At 72.3% G+C, this 21,170-nt stretch carries 18 protein-coding genes, 2 pseudogenes and 1 riboswitch; of the genes and pseudogenes, 6 read left to right on the top strand and 14 right to left on the bottom strand.

What is annotated here, in order from left to right; all coding sequences use genetic code 11:
• Positions 1-53: 53 nt before the first annotated feature.
• The gene (locus tag IE239_RS25315) at positions 54-2,645 is read right to left on the bottom strand and encodes a sensor histidine kinase (RefSeq protein WP_190151675.1); all 2,592 of its coding nucleotides are present in this window, start codon (positions 2,643-2,645) and stop codon (positions 54-56) included.
• Positions 2,646-3,547: 902 nt separating this feature from the next.
• Between IE239_RS25315 and IE239_RS25320 the strand changes: the two genes are divergently transcribed.
• The 4 genes and pseudogenes from IE239_RS25320 to IE239_RS25335 all read left to right on the top strand — a co-directional run.
• Positions 3,548-3,766, top strand: coding sequence for an arabinofuranosidase catalytic domain-containing protein (locus tag IE239_RS25320; protein WP_190151676.1), 219 nt, complete (start codon positions 3,548-3,550; stop codon positions 3,764-3,766).
• Positions 3,767-3,825: 59 nt separating this feature from the next.
• Positions 3,826-4,752 carry a CE1 family esterase gene (locus IE239_RS25325; RefSeq protein ID WP_190151677.1) on the top strand — a complete coding sequence of 309 codons (927 nt, stop codon included), beginning with the start codon at positions 3,826-3,828 and terminating at the stop codon, positions 4,750-4,752.
• 56 nt (positions 4,753-4,808) lie between these two features.
• Positions 4,809-4,988 (top strand): hypothetical protein, encoded by a 180-nt coding sequence (locus IE239_RS25330; RefSeq protein WP_190151678.1) that lies wholly within the window; start codon positions 4,809-4,811, stop codon positions 4,986-4,988.
• 68 nt (positions 4,989-5,056) lie between these two features.
• Positions 5,057-5,986, top strand: a pseudogene (locus tag IE239_RS25335) (extracellular catalytic domain type 1 short-chain-length polyhydroxyalkanoate depolymerase); the annotation flags it as partial.
• Between the two features lie 97 nt (positions 5,987-6,083).
• On the opposite strand, the gene IE239_RS25340 reads toward IE239_RS25335, so the two are convergent.
• Together IE239_RS25340 and IE239_RS25345 are read right to left on the bottom strand one after the other, a co-directional pair.
• Entirely contained in the window at positions 6,084-6,329 is a 246-nt protein-coding gene (locus IE239_RS25340; protein WP_190151680.1) for a hypothetical protein, read from the bottom strand.
• Between the two features lie 140 nt (positions 6,330-6,469).
• Positions 6,470-7,660 carry an MBL fold metallo-hydrolase gene (locus IE239_RS25345; RefSeq protein ID WP_190151681.1) on the bottom strand — a complete coding sequence of 397 codons (1,191 nt, stop codon included), beginning with the start codon at positions 7,658-7,660 and terminating at the stop codon, positions 6,470-6,472.
• A gap of 526 nt (positions 7,661-8,186) precedes the next feature.
• Between IE239_RS25345 and IE239_RS25350 the strand changes: the two genes are divergently transcribed.
• Entirely contained in the window at positions 8,187-8,807 is a 621-nt protein-coding gene (locus IE239_RS25350) for a TetR/AcrR family transcriptional regulator (RefSeq protein WP_229878300.1), read from the top strand.
• Between the two features lie 249 nt (positions 8,808-9,056).
• Here IE239_RS25350 and IE239_RS25355 read toward each other — a convergent pair whose 3' ends face one another.
• From IE239_RS25355 to IE239_RS25380, 6 genes are all read right to left on the bottom strand, one after another.
• Complete coding sequence (locus tag IE239_RS25355; protein ID WP_190151682.1) at positions 9,057-9,842, bottom strand: SGNH/GDSL hydrolase family protein; 786 nt, start codon at positions 9,840-9,842, stop codon at positions 9,057-9,059.
• A gap of 364 nt (positions 9,843-10,206) precedes the next feature.
• Positions 10,207-10,899, bottom strand: a complete 693-nt coding sequence (locus IE239_RS25360) for a glyoxalase (RefSeq protein WP_373308142.1) — start codon at positions 10,897-10,899, stop codon at positions 10,207-10,209.
• Between the two features lie 5 nt (positions 10,900-10,904).
• On the bottom strand, positions 10,905-11,426 hold the full coding sequence (locus tag IE239_RS25365) for a helix-turn-helix transcriptional regulator (RefSeq protein WP_190151684.1): 522 nt from the start codon (positions 11,424-11,426) through the stop codon (positions 10,905-10,907).
• A gap of 156 nt (positions 11,427-11,582) precedes the next feature.
• Positions 11,583-11,993, bottom strand: coding sequence for a VOC family protein (locus IE239_RS25370; protein ID WP_190151685.1), 411 nt, complete (start codon positions 11,991-11,993; stop codon positions 11,583-11,585).
• A 174-nt stretch (positions 11,994-12,167) separates the two neighbouring features.
• Positions 12,168-13,166, bottom strand: coding sequence for a M23 family metallopeptidase (locus IE239_RS25375; protein WP_190151686.1), 999 nt, complete (start codon positions 13,164-13,166; stop codon positions 12,168-12,170).
• A 4-nt stretch (positions 13,167-13,170) separates the two neighbouring features.
• Positions 13,171-13,348, bottom strand: a riboswitch (cyclic di-AMP (ydaO/yuaA leader).
• A 285-nt stretch (positions 13,349-13,633) separates the two neighbouring features.
• Positions 13,634-15,709, bottom strand: a complete 2,076-nt coding sequence (locus tag IE239_RS25380) for an alpha-galactosidase (RefSeq protein ID WP_190151687.1) — start codon at positions 15,707-15,709, stop codon at positions 13,634-13,636.
• Positions 15,710-15,921: 212 nt separating this feature from the next.
• On the opposite strand from IE239_RS25380, the gene IE239_RS25385 reads away from it, so the two are divergent.
• Entirely contained in the window at positions 15,922-16,719 is a 798-nt protein-coding gene (locus IE239_RS25385; protein ID WP_190151688.1) for a tyrosine-protein phosphatase, read from the top strand.
• A 100-nt stretch (positions 16,720-16,819) separates the two neighbouring features.
• On the opposite strand, the gene IE239_RS25390 is transcribed toward IE239_RS25385, so the two are convergent.
• From IE239_RS25390 to IE239_RS25410, 5 genes and pseudogenes are all read right to left on the bottom strand, one after another.
• Positions 16,820-16,942, bottom strand: coding sequence for a DUF6126 family protein (locus IE239_RS25390; protein ID WP_190151689.1), 123 nt, complete (start codon positions 16,940-16,942; stop codon positions 16,820-16,822).
• Entirely contained in the window at positions 16,939-17,571 is a 633-nt protein-coding gene (locus IE239_RS25395; RefSeq protein WP_190151690.1) for a helix-turn-helix domain-containing protein, read from the bottom strand. Before IE239_RS25395 ends, IE239_RS25390 begins: the two co-directional genes overlap by 4 nt.
• A 92-nt stretch (positions 17,572-17,663) precedes the next feature.
• The gene (locus IE239_RS25400) at positions 17,664-19,049 is read right to left on the bottom strand and encodes an aspartate aminotransferase family protein (RefSeq protein WP_190151691.1); all 1,386 of its coding nucleotides are present in this window, start codon (positions 19,047-19,049) and stop codon (positions 17,664-17,666) included.
• Entirely contained in the window at positions 19,046-20,980 is a 1,935-nt protein-coding gene (gene dxs / locus IE239_RS25405) for a 1-deoxy-D-xylulose-5-phosphate synthase (protein WP_190151692.1), read from the bottom strand. The genes IE239_RS25400 and dxs overlap by 4 nt, the downstream gene beginning before the upstream one ends.
• A gap of 30 nt (positions 20,981-21,010) precedes the next feature.
• Positions 21,011-21,170, bottom strand: a pseudogene (locus IE239_RS25410) (flavodoxin-dependent (E)-4-hydroxy-3-methylbut-2-enyl-diphosphate synthase); the annotation flags it as partial.

The raw sequence follows: 21,170 nt of genomic DNA on the forward strand, positions 1-21,170 counted from the left end.
AAGGTCTGCGGGAGCGCTGGGGGTGGAGGTGGGGGTGGGGATCCTCGCGGTGGTCATCCGGCCGGTGCGCTCCCGTCGTGCCGGGCGGTGGTCCGGTCGGGGCCGGGCCGGTCCAGGCCGTCGCGGGCGCCGTACGCCTCGGGCGGCGCGGCCGCGTGCGGGGGAGGCGGGGCGGATATCCCGGTCCGGTGCGGCGGCCCGGGGACGTCGGAAGACGGCAGGGGCGACAGGAGCCGGACGCCTTCCGAGACGTCGGCCGGGTCGTCGTCGCCACCGGCGGAGCCGTACCCCCGGGCGACCGCCTCCGGGCCCGGGGACCACGACGACGAGGCGGACGGCGAGGGCGAGTTCGGGACCGGAGCCGGGGACGGGAACGGAGCCGGGGACGGGAACGAGGGGGACGCCGGTCGCGTGGTGTCCGACGGGTCGTCGGGCCACGGGTGCGGGGCCGCCTCCATGGCGTCCGGTTCCCGGCTCTGCTGGGCCTCGGCCCGGCCGATGCCCCGTTGGAAGGCCGCCATCAGGCCGGGGTCGTGTCCGGCGGGCTGCTCGGTGTCCTGACGCGGGGCCGGACCGCCGCGCAGCTGGGGCACGAGGTGCTCCTGAGCCCGGCGGCGGGGCAGTCGGGGCCTGCCCATCGTGCCGCGCACCGGGCCGACGCGCGGGATGGGCGGCAGGCCCGCGTGTTCCTCGACGACGGGCCGGTCGCCCTGCCGGATGCCGGGGGCGGCCTCGGCCGGGTTGAGCCGCGGCTCGTGCGCCTCGCGGACGGGCAGCGGCGCCGGCCGACGGTCGTTCGCGCGCGCCCCGTCCGGCGGCCGCGGACCGGGGTCGGCGGGGTCCGGAGCGCCCTGCGTCCGCGAGGGCAGCGGCGCCCCCGTGGCGGGACCACCGTGCGGCACGGAGGCTCGCGCGGAGCCGGACGAGGGGGCGGACGAGGGGGCGGCGTCGGCGGTGTCATGGGCGGGCGGCGGTCCGCCGGAGGGGGCGGGCGGCCTGGTGTGCGGCACGTGCGCGGCGCCGAACGGGCGACCGGCGCCGTCGCTGCCGTCCCGCACCTGCACCTGCGCCGGTCCCGGTGCCGGTGGCGGTGGCGCGTCTTCGGTCGCCGCGGCCGAGGGCCGGCCCGCGCCGTCGGTGTCCCCGCTCCCCTGCCGGCCGACCGGTGCGGACAGATCCCCCGGGGGCCGGTACGCCGGGGCGGGGTGGCGGCCCGCGCCGGTGTGCTGCGGGAGGTGCGCGCGTGTGGCGGCCGGGGCGTGGCCGCCCCCGATCGTCCCGGTCATGGCGTGCGGCGCGGTGCCGGCCGTCTGGGGCCGGGGGGCCGGGGGCAGCTTGGGCCGGACCGGTCCGGCGGCGACGGGACTCGGGACGGGCACGAGAGGCAGGCCGCCGCCGTCGGTGTCCGTCCCCCGGGACACGGCCCCGGGGAGACCTGGCGCGGAGCCCAGCAGCGCCTGCGGGACGACGAGGACCGCCTGGACACCGCCGTAGATGTTGCTCTGCAGCCGGACCCGGATGCCGTGCCGCCGGGCCAGCTGGGAGACGACGAACAGACCGATCCGGCCGTCGGCGAGCAGACGGCCGACGTTGACCTGGTCAGGGTCGGCGAGCAGCGCGTTCATCCGGCTCGCCTCCTCGGCGAGCAGGCCGAGGCCGCGGTCCTCGACCTCGACGGCCAGCCCCGAGGTGACGAGGTTGGTCCGCAGCAGCACCTGGGTGTGCGGGGCGGAGAACACCGTGGCGTTCTCGACCAGTTCGGCGAGCAGGTGGATGACGTCGGCGACGGCATGGCCGCGCAGTTCACCGTCGACGGGGGGCACGAGCTTGACCCGCGAGTACTGCTCCACCTCGGCGATCGCCGAACGCAGCACCTCGGTCATGGAGACCGGGTTGCTCCACTGCCGCCGGGAGACGGCCCCGCCGAGGACGGCGAGGTTCTCCGCGTGGCGGCGGATGCGGGTGGCGAGATGGTCGACGTGGAAGAGCCCCTTGAGCAGGTCGGGGTCCTCGATCTCGTTCTCCAGCTCGTCGAGGATCGAGATCTCACGGTGCACCAGGGACTGCAGGCGCCGCGCGAGGTTGACGAACACCTCCAGTTTCTGTTCGCTGCCGGTCTGGCTGGACAGCTGTGCTGCCTGCACGACGGCGGTGACGGCCCCGTCGTGGGCGCGGGCCAGGTCGGCGGCGAGCAGCTCGAAGTCGTCGGCGTCGGCGGGCGGGCCGCCCCGCGCCCTGCGCGGCGGCGGGGCGTCGCCGCGGCGCAGCGCTTCGATGACGCCGAGCAGCTCGGCCTCGCCGCGTGCGCTGCTTCGGCGCAGGGCGGCCACGCGGTCGCCGACGGAGCGGGCGGCGCGGTCCGCGGCCACGGCGGCGATCACCAGGGCGGCGCCGGTCACCGCGGCTCCGCCGGCGAGGACCGCCCACAGGACCGGTCCCAGCCGGACGCCGGAGGAGCGCACGGTGAACAGGACGACCGCGCAGGCGCTGAGGGCGACCGCGGTCGGGGGCAGCACGGCGAGCCGCAGCAGCTGGGGCCGTATGGGTGTCTCGGCCGGCGCCGGTGCGGTGCGGGGGGCGGGCCGCCCGTGCCGCCCGCCCTCACGGCGGTCTGCGCGTGCGGCGGATGCGCGGAGGTGAGACATCGGTGTCCTCGTACTGGTCCGTCGAGCCGGGTCGTCGGTCGGAAGTGCCGTCGGTCGCGGGAACCGGGGAATTCGGCCCGATGCCGCCCGACGACCACTCACAGTAGTCGGCACTCCATCATGTGCGGTGGGCAGTTGACAAAGTCCCGCACTCAGCGTCCCGCTCTGGTATGAGGCTTCGTACGACAGACCGATAAGCCCGCGCGATCCTGGACGTGGCGAGGAAAAGGAACGATCATGCCTGGTCAGGAGCGATCGGAAAACGACCGTGCGGTCCGGAGCGCTCCTCGCTCTCCGGACCGCACGATCCGCACGGCCGAGCGTCCGGTCGTCCCCGTCGGCCCGCCGGGACCGCCTCCGACGCCTCGCCCTCCCCTCGACGCTGCCGCTAAATGTCACGATCCGTATCGGCGTTGGCCTTGGTTGTCGTGCCGTCCAGCGGCTCGAGCGAGCACGGCCCGAGCCACGGGTGGCGTCGTCCGGTCGGCACTCCAGCAGCGGTTCGCCGCCTGGCCGCCGCTGCGCGCCCTCTCCCGGCGCACGCCCGCCCACGTGTCAGGCGTTCGCTTTGCGCCCGGCCGGCCTGATGGCCGATCGACGGCATCCGGACGACCGACCGCGCGTCGCTGCGGCTACCGACGTCCGTGTGACAGGCATTGACGATCGCGACGGGATGCCTATCATCCAGAGAGTCGAATGGACGACCACAGTTCGGAATATCGAACGAATTACACAAGGGTCCGGGGCGCCGACCGCTCCGGCTCTCGCGCGGCAACTCAAGCGAAGGCTCCCCCACCGCACCCGTACGGTCCGTACCGGTACGGCCCTTGCTTCCCGCCGGCGAGCACGACCGGTGTCTCCTGACGTGCGGGCAAGGCCGCTGACCAGTCTTGGAGTTCGGTATGCCTGCAGCATCCCCACGCCGACGCCCGCTCCCCCGCGGCTACGACCCGGTGAAGAAGCAGGGAGCGATCATCCTCGGCAGCGGCGGGGACCGTCGCAACGGCGACGCCGGCCTCGGCGTCGGCACGTTCCACGAGGGAGCCGTCGTCGCCGGTCACCCCTGCGACGCCACGGAGGACACCGTACGGGCCGGGATCGCCGCGGCCCGTCACCGCTGAGCACGGGCCGGCGAACACCCCTTGTGTCACACCAAGTCGGACAGACGAAGGAGTGCAAGATGCCCAAACCCAAGTTATGGCCCGCCCTGGTCGCGGCCCTTCTCGCCCTGGTCATGGCGACCGGCGGCGCGGCGCTGCGCGGGGGCGCAGGCGAGCAGCACACGTCCCTGACGGCCGCCCACTCCGCCACGGCGACCGCCGGGTGCGGCAAGGCCCCCGGGCTGGCGAGCGGCACCCACACCCTCCAGGTCAACGGCAAGAGCCGCAGCTACATCCTGAAGGTGCCGGACAACTACGACAGGAACCACGCCTACCGGTTGGTCTTCGGTTTCCACTGGCTGGGCGGCACCTCCACCGACGTGGCCACGGGCCGCACGGTGGAGAACGGCGCCTGGGCCTACTACGGGCTCCAGCGGCTGGCGAACAACAGCACCGTCTTCGTCGCGCCCCAGGGCCTCAACAACGGCTGGGCCAACTCCGGCGGTGAGGACGTGGCGTTCACCGACGCCATGATCAGCCAGGTCGAGGGCGCGCTGTGCGTCGACACCACCCGGCTGTTCTCCGTCGGCTTCAGTTACGGCGCCGCCATGTCCTACGCGCTCGCGTGCACCCGGGCGACGGTGTTCCGCGCGGTCGCGGTCCAGTCCGGTGGGCAGCTCAGCGGCTGCAGCGGCGGCTCCCAGCCCATCGCGTACCTCGGCATCCACGGTATCCGCGACAACGTCCTGGGCATTTCCGGCGGACGCGGCCTGCGCGACCGGTTCGTCCGCAACAACGGCTGCGCCGCCCAGAACCCGCCCGAGCCCGCACAGGGCAGCCGGACCCACCGCATCACCACCTACTCCGGATGCTCCGCGGGACACCCCGTGGAGTGGGCAGCGTTCGACGAGGGCCACATCGCCGCGCCACAGGACGGCGCCGGCGGTGACAGCGGCTCCAGGACCTGGGCGCCGGCCGAAGTCTGGAAGTTCTTCACACAGTTCTGAGGCATCCCGTCCCACCGTGCCGGGTGAGACCGACCCCGTCGGCCAGGAGCTCGCTCATGTCCCTCCGGCCACGGCTGCGCCCCCCGGGCCCCGTTCAGCGCGCGCTGCCGGCAAGAGGCGCGGCCGGCCCGCTCGGCGTCGGCGTGCTCACCGGCGCCGGACCGGCCGCGGTGACCGGGAACGCGGCCACCGTTCCCAGGAGTTCCTGCGGCCGGGCGACCGGCCCGGCCCGGTAGACCCCGAGAGGCCGGGCCCAAGGCCCGGCGCACGGACCTGTCGAAAAGGAAAGGGAGGCAAGACACCCATGAAGAGGTTACGTTCGGCGCTGACCGGAATCGCCGCCGCGTTTCTGACGGCGGCCACGGCGGCGGCGGTGCCCGTGCCGGCCTCGGCGGCGACGCCGGCCGCGGCGGCACTGACCGAAGTCACCGGCTTCGGCTACAACCCGTCCAACCTGAAGATGTACGAGTACGTCCCGCGGAACGCCGGTGCGCACCCGGCGATCCTGGTCGCCAACCACTACTGCGGAGGCTCCGGACCGGCCATGTACTCGGGCAGCGAGTTCGCCTCGCTGGCCGACCAGCACGGGTTCATCGTCGTGTACCCGTCGGTCACCCGCAGCAGCAAGTGCTTCGACGTGTCGTCACCGCGCGCCCTGACCCACAACGGCAGCAGTGACCCGGCGGGCATCGTGTCGATGGTGCGGTGGGAGCAGCAGCACCGGGGCGCCGACCCGAACCGGGTCTACGCCACCGGCTTCTCCTCCGGAGCGATGGAGACGAACGTGCTGCTCGGGGACTACCCCGACGTGTTCAAGGCCGGCGCGGCGTTCTCGGGCGTGCCGTTCGGCTGCTTCGCCACCACGAACGGCTCGGAGTGGAACAGCGACTGCTCGGGCGGCAGGATCACCAAGACGCCCCAGCAGTGGGGCAATCTCGTGCGCGCCGCCTACCCGGGTTACACCGGGCCCCGCCCGCGCATGCAGGTGTGGCACGGCACGCAGGACACCACACTGAGCTACGTCGAATTCGGTGAGGAGATCAAGCAGTGGACCGACGTTCTCGGGGTGAGCCAGACGCCGGCCCTCACCGACCACCCCAAGTCGGCCTGGACCCGCACCCGGTACGGCGGCACCGGCACCACCGCCCCCGTAGAGGCGATCAGCGTCCAGGGAGTCGGCCACAACCTGCCGCAGAGCGGCATGCAGCCACTGGCCCTGCAGTTCATGGGCCTGATCTGACAGGGGCCGCGACGGACCCGGTGCGACCACCTCGAGATCCTGCCCGTCTCCCTCGGTCCCACGGGCCGGCAGCCGACACGGCCGCGGGCGGTCACGGGCGGCGGCGCGAGCGGTCCTGAGCGACGAGTCCGTGGCGGGGCGGAAGCCCTCGCTCCCGTCCCGCCACGGACCGAGCGCGCAGCAGCGCGGTGACCTGGTCGCCGAACGGCTTGCCGGCCGGGTCGCACGGCGGCGGCTTCCGCGACGGGCGCCGCCCCGCCGGCTCGTCGCCGCTGCCGGTCGTCCACGGAGTGCGCCGACGCCGCCCCTGCCGCCCGGCGGTCCCGAGCTCGGTCACGTCCGCCCGTGGACGTGCCCCGCCTCGGGGACGCCGGGACGGAACGGGCCTGCTGCACGAGCACGACGAACAGACCCTCTCCGCTCATCCCTCGGGCGCCGAGAGCGGTGCCCGTTTCCCAGGGGATCGGCAGACCGACGTCACCGCTCGCCGGCGAGGTCGAGATCCCTCTTGCTCGTCCCGGCCGCACCCTCAGTGGTCCGGGGACGCCGCCAGGGTCGCGGGATCGGCTGCGACACCGACCGCCACCACGCTTCCACGGGAAGCTTTCCCGTCGGCTCGAACGGCTCACCCGGCCGAGGAAGGGCCACCGCCTGGCCGGCCTCCCCTGCCGCGTCCTTCGTCCACTCCCCCGGCTCCGCCCAAGCGTGCAGTGCCAGGTTGAACGTGCCCCAGTGGATGGGCAGCATCACCCCGCCGGGACCGCCCTGCAGGTCGAGATGCGCCCGCATGCCCTCTTCGGGCGTCATGTGGATGTCGGTCCAGAATTCGGAGTACGCCCCGATCTGGATCATCGTCAGGTCGAACGGGCCGTGGGCCGCGCCGATGTCCTGGAAGCCGTCGAAATAGCCGGTGTCCCCGCTGTGGTAGATCCGGTACTCCTCGCCCGCGACGACCCACGACGCCCACAGGGTGTGCTGGGTGTTGCGCAGGCCGCGGCCGCAGAAGTGGCGGGCCGGGGTGGCGGTCAGGGTGAGGCCGCCGACCTTCGTCTCCTCGTGCCAGTCCAGCTCGCGCAGCCGGTCGGCGGAGACGCCCCAGTACTCCAGGTGGGCGCCGACGCCGAGCGGCACGGCGAACACGGTGTCCGTGCCGGCCAGCGCCTTGATCGTGGGCAGGTCGAGATGGTCGTAGTGGTCGTGCGAGATGACGACGACGTCGACCGGGCCCAGCGCGGCCAGCGGCAGCGGCACCGGATGCAGCCGCCTGGGTCCGGCGAAGGGGAGCGGAGAGCAGCGCTCGCCCCAGACGGGGTCGAACAGGACGCGCTGCCCGTCGATCTCCGCGAGCACGCTGGAGTGCCCCATCCACGTCGCCCTGAGCCCGCCGGCCGGGGGCGTGGCCAGGTCGGCGAGGGTGGTGGCGTGCACCGGCACGGTGCCCACGGGGGAGCGGCGGGGGCGCTGCTCCTTGTCGAAGAAGACCTTGGCGAAGTCGAGCGCCGAGCCCGAGGGGCGGGTCCGTGCCGGACCGCCGGGGTTCACGAAGGCCCCGTCCTTGTAGTGGGGCGATCTGCGGATGCGCGCGAGGCGCTCACCGCGAGGATCCGCACCGAAGGCCTCGGGCTGCAGAGCGCGGAGCCCGGAGCTCAAGGAACGGAAACCGGACACGGTACCTCCAGGTGGAGTCGCTGAGGCACTCCATTATGGTCGCCTCCTCCGACAACGCGTCGACAGATCTCGCCCCCTCTCCCGACAGTGACCGACTGTTCAGCAGCCGTTCCCGGTCCAGGGGCCCGTGTGACCGCCCCCTGCCTGTCGCTCACCTGGACCGACCGTCTCACCGGCCGTCAGGCTTCCCGGCCGTCGACCGGCTCGTGCGCGGCGTCCGCGGCGGCGGGCCACGCATACGGGCGGGGCGCACCCTGGACGAGGTGACCGGGCTCGCCCGCGGCACGAGAAGGAGGACGCGACGACGCCACGGGCCGTGGGCCACACGATCGCCGAACACCGCCTGCCGGTGATCACGCACGGGTTCGGCGCCCACCGCCGCCCCTGAGACGGGCCCGAGCCGGCCCGCCCACGCGCGCGGGGCGCTCCCGTGCCCCGCGCGCTGCGGCCCGTCCCCCGGCGAACGGCACGCCGTCCGTCAGGGATCGCCTCCCCGCCGTCGAGGGACACGGATTAGGGTGATCGGGTGGCGAGGGTCCGGTTGGGTGTGGCCGCGCGGCGCGAGGAGCTGCTGCGGGCGGCCATCGAGCAGATCGAGGCGCGGGGCGTGGCGGCGGTCAGGATCGCCGACGTCGCCGCGGCCCTCGGGGTGAGCAACGCGCTGGTGCTCTACCACTTCTCGACGAAGGAGCGACTGGTCGCCGAGGCGTTCGCCCACGCGGCCCAGGACGACCTGGCGCACCTGCGCAAGCTGGTCGGCCGCCGGACGACGGCACTGCGCCGGCTGCGCGCGGCCGTGCGCTGGTACGCGCCCACGGGGCAGGCCAAGGGCTGGCGGCTGTGGATCGAGGGCTGGGCCGTGTCGCTGCGCGAACCCGCGCTGCGCGAGGTGGCCCGGTGCCTCGACCAGGAGTGGAAGTCCACGCTCGTCGAGTTGATCGCGGAGGGCGTGGCGGCGGACGAGTTCCCGTGCCCGGACCCGGCCGGCACGGCCCTGCGCCTGACGGCCCTGCTGGACGGGCTCGCCGTCCAACTGACGTCCTACGAGGGCGCGGTGCCGCGGGCCCGGGCGCACGAGTGGGTCGACGAGGCGCTCGAGCGGGAACTGGGCCTGGCCCCGGCAACGCCGGGCTCCTCCGCGCGTTGAGCAGCCGGAAGCGTGGAGCGGCCGGGGCGGGCAGCAGGCCGGAGGCGGGCAGCCGGCGCGCCGCCCAGCGGCTGAGCCGCCGCGCGTCCAGCAGCCGAGCCGCCGGGCAGCCGATCCCCGCGCGCGGGGGCGCCACACCCCTCCGGTCACCTCACTGGTGCCGCGGCCGGCCGAACGAAGTCGACGGCCGACCGCGTCCGCACAGTCCGCGCCCGCACAGTCCGCGCCCGCTCTCCGGTCCACGCCCGCTCAGGCGACGGAGGAGATCCGCATCCTGATGTCGTCCGGCGACAGCGTGCCCTTGGCGACCACGTGGTCGCCGGAGGACTCCCCGCGCAGCCGGCGGCCGATCCACGGCACCAGGTACTCGCGCGCCCAGTGGACGTCGTCGCGCCGCACCTCGAGGGTGCCGCGGGGCGGGAGCAGCGGCCAGGGCTGCTCCGGGTCGGCCGGCACCTCCACGCCGAGGACCTGACCGGCGCGCAGCGCCACACGCGTGTGACCCTCCGGGGAGAGGTGCAGCCGGTCGCCGTCCCAGGCTCTGCGGTCCTGCACGGACTTCAGGGACCACAGGTCGAGCACCGGACAGCCGTACCGGTCGGCGACGGCGCGCACATGTCCGTTGTAGGTGGCGATCTTGCCGCGCAGATGCTTGAGCACGGGAACGCCACGGGTGTCGAAGCCGGTGGTCACCATGACGGTGCCGGCTACGGCGGTCAGGGCCGAGATCGCGCGCTCGAAGCGCTCGGCGACCTCGTCCGGGTCGGTGCCGGGACGGAGGATGTCGTTGCCGCCCGCGCAGAAGGAGACCAGGTCCGGGGCGAGTTCCACGGCCCTGGGCAGCTGGTCCTCCATGATCTGGTCGAGCAGCTTCCCGCGGACCGCGAGGTTGGTGTAGTCGAAGTCGCCTTCGGGCCGCCGGTCCGCGAGGAGTACCGCGAACCGGTCCGCCCAGCCGACGAAGGCTCCGTCCGGGCCGGGGTCGCCGACGCCCTCGGTGAAGCTGTCCCCCACCGCCACGTACGACCCGATCACTGATCTGTTGTCATTCTTCGAATCGTCTGCCACAACAGTTCATGATTCACCTTCGAATGTGACCTACGCGACCGTAGGCAGAGGTTGACGGACGGTGAGATAAGCCACTCCTGAAGAATTGGTCAAACACGGAATAAGCACTCGCGCCCGGAAGGTGGATCCGGAAATGGCTCTACGTGGTGCGGAACACGAAGTTCCCGCCCGTCGGCGCCGACGGGCGGGGCGACCTGGGGCGACCTGGGGCGACCTGTCCGAGGACGCACGGCCCTTCGAACGGGTGCGGAACCGACGACCTCGGGTGATCGGCCGACCTCGCGTGATCGGCGGCCGTGGACCAGGACGAGGCGCGGGTCCAGGGCCGGGATCAGGACTGTGCGGCCGTGGTGGACGGCGCGGAGGCGGACGGCGCGGAGGCGGACGGTGCGGCCGCCTCCCAGGCGAATCCGTCCGGGTCGGTGAAGGGGCCGGTGGCGCCGCCGAGGACGATGCGGTGCGAGCCGGCGCCGTCGGCGGGGACACCGAGGTCCTTGGCCAGGCCGCGGCGCTTGTACAGCGCCAGCTTGACGGGGCTGGACTCGTCGGAGGCGAACTCGGCGTACTTTCCGCCGAAGCTCCTGGCCACGGTCAGGCCCTGACCGACGTAGAACTGCTTGCTGGCCTTCACGTCCTCGACACCGAGCAGGAGCACGATCTCGTCGATCTCGCCGGTGGCCGGGCCGGTGTCCTTTTTCGCCGAGGTGGCGACCTTCCAGATCGTCCCGTCCGGCGCCTGGACGACGCCGCCGTAGCCCCACAACGACCTCGCCGCGGGCTTGAGCAGCGTGGCGCCGGCGTCCACGGCGGCGCCGAGGAAGCTGTCGACGGTGGCCGGCCGAGACACCGTGAGCGCCAGGGTGAAGCCACGGAAGCCGGTGGAGCGCGCCTCTGACGCCCGCAGGCGAATGTGCGTGTCCACTCCGAAGGCGGTGTAGAAGCGGCGGGCGTCCTCGGGGGCGGTCACCTCGAGGGTGACGGAGGCGAGGGACGTGGTGGATGCGGTGGATGCGTTGGTTGCCATGGCCATCACGCTAGGGGCCGCCCGGCGGCCGGCGCTTCTCGATTCCTGACCGGTCTTGTCACCTGCTTCGCCACACACGCGGGCATCCCCTCCACCGTGGCCGCGGGCGCCGTGTCACCGGCCGTGCTCGCGGCCTCGGCGCGGCCGGCCGCCGCTTCCGCCGCAGAGCGACGGAAGGCCCCGGGCGGCATGCCGACCAGCTCGGTGAAGCGGGTGGTGAAGGTGCCCAACGACGCGCAGCCGACCGCGAAGCAGACGTCGGTGACGCTCAGGTCGCCACGCCGCAGCAGCGCCTGCGCGCGCTCGATACGACGCGTCATCAGGTACGCGTACGGCGACTCACCGTAGGCGGCCCGGAACTGCCGGCTGAGGTGCCCGGCGGACATGTTCACACCGCGGGCGAGTGCCTCCACGTCCAGTGGCTGCGCGTACTCCCTGTCGATCCGATCGCGGACACGGCGCAGCCGCGCGAGATCGGACAGGCGCTGCGCCTCGATGCGCGCACGCCGCCACTCCGGCTGACACATGGGCGGACTCCCCTTGTTCTCTTGTTCGTTCTCTTGATTCGTTCTCTTCTTCCGACGATGCATGAGCGCCTGGGCGCCTGCCGAGGCAGGCGCCCAGGCGCTCGAAGCCGAGGCCCGGCCGACAGGGCTGGCCCGGCCGCACCGCTGCTCTGCGGCTCAGCGAAGCTCCTGGATGCGGACCAGGTTGCCCGCGGGGTCGCGGAAGGCACAGTCACGGATGCCGTACGGCTGCTCGGTCGGCTCCTGGACCACCTCGGTGTCACCGGCCTGCACCTTCTCGAACGTGGCGTCGAGGTCGCGGGTGGCCAGCAGGATCCAGCCGTAGGTGCCCTTGGCCATCATCTCGGTGACGGTGCGGCGCTCGTCCTCGGTGATTCCTGGATCGGCGGCCGGCGGCGCCAGGAGGAGGGACGTGTCCGGCTGACCGGCCGGGCCGACCGTGATCCAGCGCATCCTGCCCTGCCCGACGTCACTGCGGACCTCGAAGCCGAGGACGTCGCGGTAGAAGGCGAGCGACGCGTCCGGGTCGTCATGCGGCAGCGAGCTCGTGTGAATGGTGAGGTCCATGACGAGCAGGATAAGAGCCGCCCCCCGTCCGGCACTTCTCGATTCCTGATCGATTTCTGCCCCCTGACGCGTCGGAGGCCGGACCCCCGATCGCGGATCGGGGGTCCGGCCTCCGACGGCGTGTCGGGCGGAACGGGGCTGAGCGGGGTGGGGCTGAGCGGGGCGGGGCGGGAGTCAGCCGACGGTGACGCCGTGCGAGCGCAGGTAGGCGATCGGGTCCACGTCCGAGCCGTAGTCCGGCGTGGTGCGGATCTCGAAGTGCAGGTGCGGGCCGGTCACGTTGCCGGTCGCGCCCGAGAGGCCGATCTGCTGTCCCGCGGTCACGGTCTGACCGGCCGAGACGGAGAGCTGGGAGAGGTGGGCGTACTGGGCGTAGTAGCCGTCGGCGAGCCTGATGACGACCTGGTTGCCGTACGCGCCGCCCCAGCCCGCGGAGACGACGGTGCCCGCGCCGACGGCCTTGAGGGAGGTGCCGGTCGGGACGACGAAGTCCACACCGGTGTGGTAGCCGCTGGACCACATGCTGCCCGACTGGTGGTACGGGGTGCCGATGACCGCGCCGGCCACTGGCAGGACGAAACCGCTGGAGTTGCTCACGGCCGCCTGGGTCGTCTTCGCGGAGGACGACCCGGACGACGGGGCCGACGCGGACGACGAGGCGGACGTCTTCGACGCGGAGGACTCCGCGGCCTTCGACGAACCCGTGGCGGACGAAGGCCCGGAGGACGCTGCCGAGCCGGACGGCCTGTGTGCGCCGGACGCCGCCTTCGCGCCGATCGACAGCTTGAGACCGGGATGGATCAGCGACGGGTCGTCGCCGACGGCCGCGCGGTTGTCCCGGTAGAGCCGCTGCCAGCCGCCGCTGACGTTCTGCTCGTCCGCGATCTTCGAGAGGTAGTCGCCGGACCGCACGGTGTACGTCTTTCCGGTGGCGCTCTTGCGGGTCTCTTCGGCTGCCCGGACGGTCTTCACGGTCGATTCCGAAACCGTCTGAGCGGCCGACAGAGCAACCGACCGGGCGGAAGTCTGTGAAACGGACGCCGGGGTGGCCGCATGAGCGCCGGAAACGCCCATCAGCGGAAGGGCGAGCGCGGCGCCGCCGGTTCCGGCGACGGCTATGGAGCGGGTGAAACGCTGAGTCTTCGGACGGCGGTGCTTACCCTTCGCGGGCATGACGAATTCCTCTCCGGCGCCTGCGAGGTGAGCTGTCGGGTGCGGGCTGGAGATGCCCGGCCGCGCCGAGGCGCGGCTTTACCCCGAGCCTGTTCCGGAGACCGGAACAGGCGGTTGTGCCTGTGGGTCCCCCGCTCCTGCCATGCACGGGTGAGTGTGCGGGATCCGGGCGGTGGCAGGATTCGGCGTCCGTCCGGATTGGGATGGAACGTAAGCGACCCGGACGCACAGAGACAAGCAGTGGTTGCGCTGTTCCCGCGTTTCTCTTGATTTCCGATGGGAATCCCCCGTCACACAGTGTGAAACGAGGGACTCACCCATCGCCAAGCGCCCTGGAAATGCATGCGAATTACGTGAACATGACGTGCGACGTACCGTCACGGATATGACCCTGCTCACGTGACGGCTTTCCAGGTTCCTTTATTTCGCGGCGAGTTATGACTAAGGATTCAATTCGGACAGATACCTCAGATACGACGCAGGCGGATAACCGTCGCATCGAGGTCGCCTCGCAGCCCGACACGCAATCCATGGTGCAGCAGTACCGCACCCCGGTGCACTTCACCCGTTTCGCGGCATTCGTACGTCGCCGTGGGGTCGAGTCCGCGCAGCCTGAGCGCGGGGACGGGCTCGCCGAACCGCTGGGCCTGCAGCCAGGCGAGGACGACCGTCTCGTCGCCGCGCACGTACTGCACGGCGCTCAGCCCGCCCGCCGGGAGGCGCAGCCGGTAGAGGTCGCCCTGCTGCACGACCGGCCGGATGTCCTTGTAGAGGTCCACCCATCGACGCGCCTCGGCGAGCTCCTCCTCGCTCCACTCGGAGAGGTCGCCACCGACGCCGAGCACCCCCGCCATGGCGCTGACGAACCGGAAGCGCAGCGAGCTCACCCGGCCGTTGAGCTGCGCGTTGGGGCTGTCGGTGACCCACGCGGCCATGACCCGCGCGGGATGGATCTGGCTGAAGCCGTGCTGGATGTCGAGCCGGTCGAGGGGGTCGGTGTTGTCGGAGGTCCACACCTGGTCGGTGCGGCTCATGATGCCGAGGTCGATGCGTCCGCCGCCGCCCGAGCAGGACTCGAAGGCGACGCCCGGGTGGGCCGCCCGCAGCCTGTCCAGCAGGCCGTACAGGGCCCGTACGTGGTCGACCCACAGGCGCTGCGGGTAGGCGTCGTCCGGCCAGCCCGCGTCGGTGAAGCAGCGGTTGAAGTCCCACTTCACGTAGTCGATCGGCGCGCTGGACAGCAGCCCGTCGAGCTGGCCCCAGAGGTACTCCTGGACGTCCTCGCGCGCGAGGTTCAGCATGAGCTGATTGCGGAACTCCGTCCGCTTGCGTCCCGGCTGGAACTGCACCCAGTCCGGATGTGCCCGGTACAGGTCGCTGTCCGGGTTGACCATTTCGGGCTCGACCCAGATGCCGAACTGCATGCCGAGGGCGTGCACGTGGTCCGCGAGGGGCTTCAGGCCGTTGGGGAAGCGGTCCGGGTTGGCCCGCCAGTCGCCGAGTCCGGCGTGATCGCCGGTGCGCGCACCGAACCAGCCGTCGTCGACGACGAAGAGTTCGACGCCGATCGACGCGGCCCTCCGGGCGAGGGTCGCCTGCTGCTCCTCGGAGATGTCGAAGTAGGTGGCCTCCCAGGAGTTGAACAGCACCGGCCGGTCCTGCTCGGCGTCCGGGACGACGTGGGCGCGCTGGTAGGCGTGCCAGGTCCGGCTCGCGCCGCCGAAGCCGGCGTCGCTCCACAGGCCGGCGAAGACGGGCGTGACGAAGCTCTCGCCCGTCGTGAGGCGCAGCAGGCCCGAGTCGTCGTATCCCGCGCCGCCGGTGATCTGCACGCGCGCGTCGGGGAGTTGGGCGACGGCGATCCGCCAGGAGCCGGACCAGCCGAGGGCGCAGCCGTAGACCTCGCCGCGCTCCTCGGTCGCGTCGGTGTCGAGGGCGACCCAGGGCAGATGCTGGTGTCCCGTGTGGCCCCGGCGACTGCCGATGACCTTCTCTCCGTAGGTGAGCGGGGACCGCGTCAGCCGCGACTCGGCGGCCCAGCGGCCGTGCAGCTGCGACAGCCGCCACTCGTCGCGCAGGGGCAGGGTCCAGGTGGCCGAGTCGGCGCGGAGCAGCTCCAGGGGCTGCTCGCCCTCGTTGCGCAGGGTGGTCCAGCGCTCGACGACGTCGCCGCGCATCCGGTAGTGCAGGGTGAGGGCGAGCCCGGCGTCCCGGAAGCGCAGCCGGAGCTCGTCGCCGTCGCTCTCGTACGCCTCGAAGGTCCACTCGGTGCCGCGGCGCTCGTCGGTGCGCACGGACAGGGCCGGCCGCACGAAGCGGGGGCCGCCCTCGACCGGGTACTCCTCGCGCCCGTCGAGCGGGGCCTCGAAGGACGCTCCGCGCTCCGGCGGCGCCAGCGCGGCGAGGGCCTCGGCGTCCGCGAGCGCGATGCGCGGGCCCCAGTGCAGATGGACCAGCTCGGCGGCCTCGGTGAGATGGAGGGCATAGCTGCTCGTCGGCCCCGAAAGGAGCCACGTACGGCCGTTGTCGGCGATCTCGGGCATCAAACCCCCACTGATTCGAACAGGTGCGATCAAACACCGACATCATCGAGTGTGTTCGGCCTGCCGGGCAACTCCTTGCCGGCATGTCTCTCACCTGGGCGGACGTCCTGTGGACAACCCGTTGCCCCGGGAACCCGTGTCGTATGGTCGAGGAGGTGTCCCGTCGGCCACCACGAGCCGCGCCGACGGAGACCGACAGGGAGGGAGCCCCAGTGACGCAGCAGATCCCGTCGACCGAGCCCGAGCTGACCGGCGTGCGCAATTTCCGGGACGTGGGCGGTCTGCCGACCGTGGACGGCCGACGCGTGCGCCACGGCGTGCTGTTCCGCAGCGGTCACCTCGCGCACGCCACCGACGAGGACGCCGCGTTCCTGTCCGGCCTCGGCCTGCACACGATCTTCGACTTCCGCAACGCGGCGGACCAGAAGCTGGAGGGTCCGGACGTCGAACTGCGGGGCGTGCGCAACGTCAACCTGCCCCTGTCGGACCCGGCGGACGGCGCCGAGTTCTGGAAGATGGTCCGCGACGGCCAGGTCGACCAGCTGCGGGGGATCCTCGGCGACGGCAGGGCGGCGGGCAGGATGATCGCCTCGTACCGCACGATCGTCAAGGAGCGGACGGCCGAGCACGCGCGGGTGCTGCACTCGCTCGCCGAGGACAGCCTCCCGGCGCTGATGCACTGCGCGGCGGGCAAGGACCGCGCGGGTCTGTCCGTCGCGGTGACGCTGCTGGCCGTGGGCGTGGAGCGGGACGCGATCCTCGGCGACTACCTGGAGTCCAACGCCCTGCACCGCCGCTACAAGGTGCGCCGCAGCTCCTCCTCGGGCGAGGCCCACTCCCCCGAGATCATGGAGTTGCTGAGCCCCCTCTTCGACGCCCGTGCGGAGTACCTGGCGGCGGCGTTCGAGACCGTGGAGGAGGTCTGGGGCGGGGTCGACGCCTATCTGGAGCGGGGCCTCGGGCTCTCCCCGGCGACCCGAGAGCGGCTGCGGGAGCGCCTGCTCGACTGACGCCGGCCGACCGGAAGCGCCGCCAGGCCGACAGGCGCCCGGCGGGCCCTGGTGCGCCCGCCGGGCGGGGACACCGCCCGGCGAGGGGGGCAGCGCAGGCCTACTGGCTGGTCCCCACCTCGAACAGCAGCCACAGGAACGCGGCGAAGAGGTGCCCGACGGCGATGTAGATGATCAGCCGGATCCACAGGGTGCGGGGGAACTTCTCCTCGAAGTCGCTCATGGCGTCACTTCGCTCTCTGACGGGTTCGGCCCCAGGCACAGCGTGGCCGTGGGGCTCTGCAACAAGGTGTGGACGAAGAGGAGTTCGACGCCCTCGACGTCCTGAGCGGCGATACGGTGCGGGGTCAGCGAGTCGAAGTGCGCGCTGTCCCCCGGGCCCAGCAGGTCCGTGGCGTCCCCAAGGCGCAGCCGCAGGCGGCCCCGCAGGACGTGCAGCCACTCCTCCCCGGGGTGCACGCGCACGATGTCCCCCTGGGAGCCGTGGGGGACGTGCACGCGCAGGGCCTGCATGCCGCGCCCGGACGCGCCGGCCTGCCAGTACGTCCAGCCGCCCGCTCGGGTCGGCTCCATGTCGGCGGCGCGGACCACGGCGTCGCGGTCCGCGACCGTCTCCCCCAGCAGATCCGAGACGGTCGTACCATAGACCCGCGCGAGCGTGAGCAGCATCGGCAGCGAAGGCTGGCGCTGCCCGGTCTCCAGCCGGGAGAGGTGGGCGGGCGACAGTCCGGCGGCGCGGGCCGCGGTCTCCAGGGTGAGGGCGGCCCGGCGGCGCAGGGAGCGCAGCTGCGGGGCGACGGCGGGAAGCGCCTCGGCCTGCGGTGGCGAGGGCTCGGACTCGGGCGGACTCATGTCCCTATTGCACGCCGCTTTTGCCTCTGCGGCAAATTCCTTGCCTCAGAGGCAAAAGCGTTCGGCCTCAGCGGTCACCACCGTCCCGGCGGTCAGCGGTTGGCCACCGCCTGCTTCACCAGCGTGCTGCCGAACTCCCACATCAGCCCGCCGCCGCTGTGCGCGTCGTCCATCACGGCGGTGAACGCCTCGACGAACCGGTCCACCTCCGCCTCGCCGATGATCAGCGGCGGGATCAACTTGATCACCTCCAGACGGTCGCCGGAGACCTGGGTGAGAATGCGGTGCCGTTGCAGCAGCGGTACGACCACCATCTGCGCGAACAGTCCCTTGCGCGCCGCCTGCAGCATGGTCCAGCGGCTGCGCAGCTTCAGCGACCTGGGCCTGCCGAACTCGATGCCGATCATCAGCCCCCGGCCGCGGACGTCGGCCAGCAGCTCGTACTTCTCGGTGAGCGCCGCGAGCCGGGACTTCAGGAGATCACCCGTCAGCCGGGCGTTCGCGACGGTCTGCTCGTTCTCCATGACGGCCAGCACGGCGAGCCCCGCCGCCATGGCCTGGGCGTTGGAGCCGAAGCTCGCCGAGTGCACCAGCACCCGGTCCATCGACGAGTAGACCTTCTTGAAGATCCAGTCCTTGCCGAGCGTCGCGCCCACCGGGACGTATCCGCCCGACAGGGCCTTGGCCACGCACACCAGGTCCGGCTCGACGCCGTCCTCGTGCTGGTAGGCGTAGAAGTCGCCGGTCCGGCCGAGGCCGGTCTGCACCTCGTCCACGACGAGCAGCGCCTTGTGCCGGTGCAGCAGCTCCTGGGCGGCGCGCAGATAGCCGGGCGGCGCCTCGTGCACCCCCTTGCCCTGGATCGGCTCGACGATCAGAGCGGCGACGTCGCCCTTCTTCAACTCGGCGGCCAGCGCGTCGAGGTCGCCGAGCGGGACGGGCGTGTCGGGCAGCAGGGGCGCGAACCCGTCGCGGAAGCCCGCCTCGCCGTTCACCGACAGCGAGCCCGTGGTCAGCCCGTGGAAGGCGTGGTCGCAGTACAGGACCCTCGGCCGGCCCGTCGCGTAGCGGGCGAACTTCAGCGCGGTCTCCACCGCCTCGGTGCCGCTGTTGCCGAAGAACACCCGGTCCAGGTGCGGGCTGTGCGCGAGCAGCTTCTCGGCCAGCAGGCCGGGCAGCGGCTGACAGTCGAAGCGGGTGAGGTCGGCGAGCCCGGCGTCCAGGACGTCGTGCAGCGCCTTGCGGACGACGGGGTGGTGGCGGCCCAGGCCCATCACCCCGAACCCGGCGAGCATGTCCAGGTAGTCGTTCCCGTCCGCGTCCCAGAAGTACGCGCCCTCGCCGCGTTCGTACACCTTGTCGAAGCCGATGGTGTGCAGCATGCGCGGCAGTTGGTGGTTGAGGTACTTGCCGTGCAGCTCGTAGCGCTCGGCTCCGCGCTCGGCCAGCAGGGCACCGAGGTCGAACTCCGTGGTCATTCGGCCTTCTCCTTGACTGGCTCCTCGACCGGGCCGGCCGCCGCGCCGGCGGCCGGACCGGCGTCCCTGGCCGCCAGGCTCGCGCCGATCCGGCCGGCGATCTCGACGGGCGTGAGCCCGATGTCGGCGAGCACCTCGCCACGCTTGGCGTGCGCGAGGAACTGCTCCGGGATCCCGAACCTGCGGACGGGCACGTCGACTTCGGCGTCGCCCAGGGCCAGCTGCACCGCCGATCCGACGCCGGCGGCACGGCTGTTGTCCTCGACGACGGCCACCAGCCGGTGTCCGGCGGCGAGGCCGGGCAGCGCCGGGTCGACGGGCTTGACCCAACGCGGGTCCACCACCGTGCAGTCGACGCCCCGCGCCGCGAGGAGTTCGGCGGCGTGCAGACACACGGGGGCCATCACGCCCACGGCCACCAGCAGCACGTCGGGCCGCTCGCCCCGGCGCAGCACGTCCATGCCGCCCACCCGGTCGACGGCCGGCACGTCCGGTCCGACCGCCTCCTTCGGGAAACGGACCAGCGTCGGCGCGTCGTCCACCGCGACCGCCTCCCGCAGCTGTGCGCGCAGTTGACCTGCGTCGCGAGGAGCCGCGATGCGCAGTCCCGGCACGACCTGGAGCACGGACATGTCCCACATGCCGTTGTGGGAGGCCCCGTCGACTCCGGTGACCCCGGCCCGGTCCAGCACGAACGTGACCCCGCAGCGGTGCAGGGCCACGTCCATCAGCAGCTGGTCGAAGGCGCGGTTGAGGAACGTGGCGTAGACGGCGACGACCGGGTGCAGACCCCCGGTCGCCAGGCCCGCCGCGCTGACGGCCGCGTGCTGCTCGGCTATGCCGACGTCCCACACGCGGTCGGGGAAGCGTTCGGCGAACCTGCCGAGGCCCACCGGGTGCAGCATCGCCGCCGTGATCGCCACGACGTCGTCGCGCTCCTCGCCGATCGCCACGATCTCGTCGCCGAAGACGGACGTCCACGACGGCCCGCCGGCCGGCGCGAGCGGTGCGCAGGTGAGGGGATCCATCGCGCCGACGGTGTGGAAGCGGTCCTCCTCGTGCGCGAGGGCCGGCTCATAACCGCGCCCCTTCTCGGTCAGGCAGTGCACCAGCACCGGACCGTGGAAGCGCTTGGCCCGCCGCAGCGCGGACTCGACGGCCTTCACGTCGTGCCCGTCGATCGGGCCCACGTACTTCAGCCCGAGGTCCTCGAACATGCCCTGCGGAGCGAACGCGTCCTTGAACCCCTTCTTCGCGCCGTGCAGCGACTCGTAGACCGTGTTCCCGACGACCGGAGTGCGCAGCAGCACGTTCTTGCCCCAGGCCAGCACCTTCTCGTAGCCGTCGGTCGTGCGCAGGGTCGCCAGGTGGTCGGCCAGCCCTCCGATGGTCGGCGCGTACGAGCGCTCGTTGTCGTTGACGACGATGATCAGCGGCCTGTCCTTGGCCGCCGCGATGTTGTTGAGAGCCTCCCAGGCCATGCCGCCGGTGAGCGCGCCGTCGCCGATGACCGCGACCACGTGCCCCTTCCCGCCCTGCACCTGGCGGGCCTTGGCGAGGCCGTCGGCCCAGCCGAGCGCGGTGGAGGCATGACTGTTCTCGATGACGTCGTGCTCGGACTCATCGCGGGAGGGGTAGCCGGACAGACCGCCCTTGCCGCGCAGCTTGGAGAAATCCTGACGCCCCGTCAGGAGCTTGTGCACATAGCTCTGGTGGCCGGTGTCCCACAGGATGCGGTCGACCGGCGACTCGAAGACCCGGTGCAGGGCGACGGTCAGCTCCACCACGCCCAGGTTGGGCCCGAGGTGTCCGCCGGTCCTGGCGACCGCGTGCACCAGGAACTCCCTGATCTCTTCGGACAGTTCACCGAGTTCCGCCTCGGACAGCGCCTTCAGGTCGCGTGGTTGCCGGATGTTCTCCAGGATCGTCACGTCGGGCCCCCTCTCGGTCCGTGCCTTGCCTCAACTCACCGTCACGTCCGGTTTCCCCGTGCCGGCGGGGGCACCGGACGCGACGCCCTCCCGCTCCATCTGCTCGGCCAGCTTCATGGCCTCCTCGATGAGGGTCTCGACGATCTTCGACTCGGGGACGGTCTTGATGACCTCGCCCTTCACGAAGATC

Origin of the sequence: Streptomyces humidus (assembly GCF_014649655.1) — a bacterium.
In the GTDB taxonomy this organism is placed as follows: Bacteria; Actinomycetota; Actinomycetes; order Streptomycetales; family Streptomycetaceae; genus Streptomyces; species Streptomyces humidus.